Origin of the sequence: Streptomyces tauricus (assembly GCF_014650955.1) — a bacterium.
In the GTDB taxonomy this organism is placed as follows: Bacteria; Actinomycetota; Actinomycetes; order Streptomycetales; family Streptomycetaceae; genus Streptomyces; species Streptomyces tauricus.
Genome location: NZ_BMVY01000089.1, coordinates 1 through 3,138, shown reverse-complemented (window position 1 = coordinate 3,138; position 3,138 = coordinate 1). Strand labels below are relative to the sequence as shown.

Genomic DNA, 3,138 nt, shown 5'->3' with positions numbered 1-3,138 from the left:
GTCGCGCGCAGCGGCCGGGAGTCGGGCGGCGGCCGGTGCCCCCGCACGCACCCGCCGCAACCGGCTGCTGGGCGGCGGGTCGGCACCCCCGAACCGACCGGGCGGGTGCGGATTCGACACCGCCGGGGCGCGCCGCGGTGGTTGCTCGCCGTCGCGGCGGAGAGCAAGGGCTGCGCCCGTGCTCGGAGGCGAGGGCGGGTTGGTGTTGGCCGCGTGCGGTGCGGTGGTTGCTCGCCGTCGCGGCGGGGGAGTGAGGGCTACGCCCGTGTTCGCGCGGGCGGGAGCGGTTGGTGTCGGTCGTGTGCGGCGCCGTCGCGGCGGGGAGTGAGGGCTGTGCCCTTGCCGGTGGTCGGGGGTTACAGGTACAAGCCTGGTTCTGTGGTGGAGCGTTGGTCGGGGACCGCGGTGGGGGTGGTGCCTCGGCGTAGGGCGTACAGCTCCGCCAGGGTGGCGCCGTCGCGGCCCAGGCCCTCCTCCGTGCCGAGCCACGCCGCGGACTCCCGGCGGGTCAGCGGGCCGACCTCGATGCGGGCGAGGCAGCGGCCGGGGCGGACCACCGCGGGGTGCAGGCGCTCCAGGTCCTCGTTGGTCGTGACGCCCACCAGGACGTTGCGGCCCTGGCCCAGCAGTCCGTCCGTGAGATTGAGCAGGCGCGACAGCGCCTGACCCGCCGTGTGCTTGGCCTCGCCGCGGATCAGTTCGTCGCAGTCCTCAAGGAGGAGCAGCCGCCAACGCCCCTTGCCCGTGCCGTCCTCCTCGCCGATCGCGATGTCCATCAGATAGCCGACGTCGGAGAACAGCCGTTCCGGGTCCAGGACGCAGTCCACCTGGCACCAGTCCCGCCACGAACGCGCCAGCGTACGCAGCGCCGAGGTCTTGCCCGTGCCCGGCGGACCGTGCAGCAACAGCAGCCGGCCCGCGATGTCCTCGGGCGTGGTCTTCATCAGGCCGTCCATGGCGTCCGCCACCGGCGCCGTGTAGTTGCCGCGCACCTCCTCCCACGTACCCGCCGAGATCTGCCGGGTCGTGCGGTGCGGGCCGCGCCGCGGCGACACGTACCAGAACCCCATGGTCACGTTCTCCGGCTGCGGTTCGGGCTCGTCGGCCGCGCCGTCCGTGGCCTGGCCGAGGACCTTCTCGGCGAGCTCCTCGCTGGTCGCGGTGACCGTCACGTCGGCGCCGCGGTTCCAGCGCGACACGAGCAGCGTCCAGCCGTCGCCCTCCGCGAGCGTCGCGCTGCGGTCGTCGTCGCGGGCGGACCGCAACACCCGGGCGCCGGGCGGGAGGAGGGAGACCCCGGACCGTACGCGGTCGATGTTCGCCGAGTGTGAGTGCGGCTGCTCGCCCGTCGCGAAGCGGCCGAGGAACAGCGCGTCGACGACGTCCGACGGTGAGTCGCTGTCGTCGACGTTGAGCCGGATCGGCAGAGCGTCGTGCGGGTTGGCAGACATGCCGACATGATCCGTCACACGGACGCCGCGTGCATCCGGTTTCCGCGTTGCGTCCACGGATGTCCGTGGGCGTCCACGCGTGGGCCCGTGCCCTGACCTGTTACAGGGCTGTGGTGTTCCGGAAGCTGTTCCGCCGCTGACGCGCGCGGCTACTGTTGTCCTTGATGGCACGTCATGGGTGGAATTCGGGGGCTCGGCGGTGGCGCTTCACCGCTCTGCTCGGCGTGGGTGTGGCCGCTCTGGCCCTGGTACTGACCCTGATCCACACCCTGCCGGGCAGCGCGGGGAGCGAGGCGGGCACGACCCGCGACGGCGACAAGGTGCACGGCACGCCGTCCGTTCCCCCGGCGCCGAAACCTGAAGTGGGCTGGGGGTTCACCCACACCCAGTACAGCGCCGACGAGGGCAGCGCGGCCGCCGTCGAGCGCGTGGAGCGGCGCCTCGGTGAGCAGTCCCCGCCGCAGATCCAGCACATCATGGGCTGGGGCGCGGACAACCCCGAGCCGGTGAAGGGCCGTTACGACTTCGAGGCGATGGACCGCCGGATCGACTTCGTCCGTGAGACGGGCGGTACGCCGGTCGTCACCTTGTGCTGCGCGCCGGACTGGATGAAGGGCGGCGAATCCGGCTCCGACCGGACCGACTGGAGCCAGGCGGCCCTGGAGACGGCTCCGGACCGCGCGCACTACAAGGACTACGCCGCACTCGCCGCGACCGTCGCCAAGCGGTATCCGGACGTACGGCACTTCATCGTGTGGAACGAGTTCAAGGGTTTCTGGAACGACGCCCGAGCCCGCTGGGACTACGAGGGCTACACGGAGCTGTACAACCTCGTCTACAAGGCGCTCAAGAAGGTCGACGAGGACATCGAGGTCGGCGGGCCCTATCTGGTGATGGACAGCCTCGACCCCCGCCAGAAGGAGGACGCCTCGCCGACGGTGCGGGGCAGTTGGGGCGCTCTGGACCAACGGGTCCTCGACGCCTTCGACTACTGGAACAAGCACAAGGCCGGCGCTGATTTCGTCGTCGTCGACGGGTCCAGTTACACCAAGGACGACGATCTGCTGCCGGACGAGTTCGCGGCGACCGAGAAGTTCACGGCCGTGAGCCGGTGGGTCCGGGAGCGGACCGGTGATCTTCCGCTGTGGTGGGCCGAGTACTACGTGGAGCCCGCGGACGGTGAGGACGTCCGGGACGGGTGGTCCGAGTCGCACCGGGTCGCCGTGCACGCGTCCGGGCTGATCGCGATGGCCCGGGGCGGGGCGACGTCCGCGTTCTACTGGAATCCGGAGACGGAGAAGGGGACGCGGTGCGCGGGGTGTCTGTGGACGCCGACCGACCGGGCGTCGGGGGGCCGGCCGTTGCCGATGCTCGGGCTGCTGTCGCGGTTCGGGGCGGAGTTCCCTCCCGGGACGGGGTACGAGTCGGTGGCCGTCGCCGCGGACGACCGGGCCAATGTGCGGGTACTCGCCGATGAGCGGGTTGTTCTCGTGGTGAACACGTTGGGGCGGCGGATCAGTGCGGGGGTTGATGGGAAGCGGTTCGACATGGGCCCGTACGAAGTGACGTGGCTTCGCCGGTAGGTCGGGTGCGGCACGGCGGGGGCTTGTCGCGCCGTTCCCCGCGCCCCTGAAAAGACGAAAGACTGCGCCGTTCCCCGCGCCCCTGAACGCCAATGGATTGCGCC

2 protein-coding genes are annotated in these 3,138 nt (G+C 71.5%); one reads left to right on the top strand and one right to left on the bottom strand.

What is annotated here, in order from left to right; all coding sequences use genetic code 11:
* Positions 1 to 356 precede the first annotated feature (356 nt).
* The gene (locus IE278_RS41640) at positions 357 to 1,451 is read right to left on the bottom strand and encodes a DUF5925 domain-containing protein (RefSeq protein WP_189780234.1); all 1,095 of its coding nucleotides are present in this window, start codon (positions 1,449 to 1,451) and stop codon (positions 357 to 359) included.
* A 164-nt stretch (positions 1,452 to 1,615) separates the two neighbouring features.
* Between IE278_RS41640 and IE278_RS41635 the strand changes: the two genes are divergently transcribed.
* The gene (locus tag IE278_RS41635; RefSeq protein ID WP_189780233.1) at positions 1,616 to 3,034 is read left to right on the top strand and encodes a GH39 family glycosyl hydrolase; all 1,419 of its coding nucleotides are present in this window, start codon (positions 1,616 to 1,618) and stop codon (positions 3,032 to 3,034) included.
* The last annotated feature ends 104 nt before the right edge of the window (positions 3,035 to 3,138 follow it).